Origin of the sequence: Citrobacter sp. TBCS-14, from assembly GCF_005280805.1 — a bacterium.
In the GTDB taxonomy this organism is placed as follows: domain Bacteria; phylum Pseudomonadota; class Gammaproteobacteria; order Enterobacterales; family Enterobacteriaceae; genus Citrobacter; species Citrobacter gillenii.
Window position 1 is genome coordinate 1 of the sequence record NZ_SZWM01000004.1, and the last position, 226, is coordinate 226.

Annotated in this window: 1 pseudogene; it reads left to right on the forward strand. The window is 54.0% G+C overall.

Going from position 1 to position 226, the window contains the following annotated elements:
• Positions 1-226: pseudogene (locus FDX22_RS00020) on the forward strand (F0F1 ATP synthase subunit alpha); the annotation flags it as partial.

The window sequence follows — 226 nt, forward strand, 5'->3', positions numbered from 1 at the left end:
GGGTGACGTTTCCGCGTTCGTTCCGACCAACGTAATTTCCATTACCGATGGTCAGATCTTCCTGGAAACCAACCTGTTCAACTCCGGTATTCGTCCGGCAGTTAACCCGGGTATCTCCGTATCCCGTGTAGGTGGCGCAGCGCAGACCAAGATCATCAAGAAACTGTCCGGTGGTATCCGTACCGCGCTGGCACAGTATCGTGAACTGGCAGCGTTTTCTCAGTTC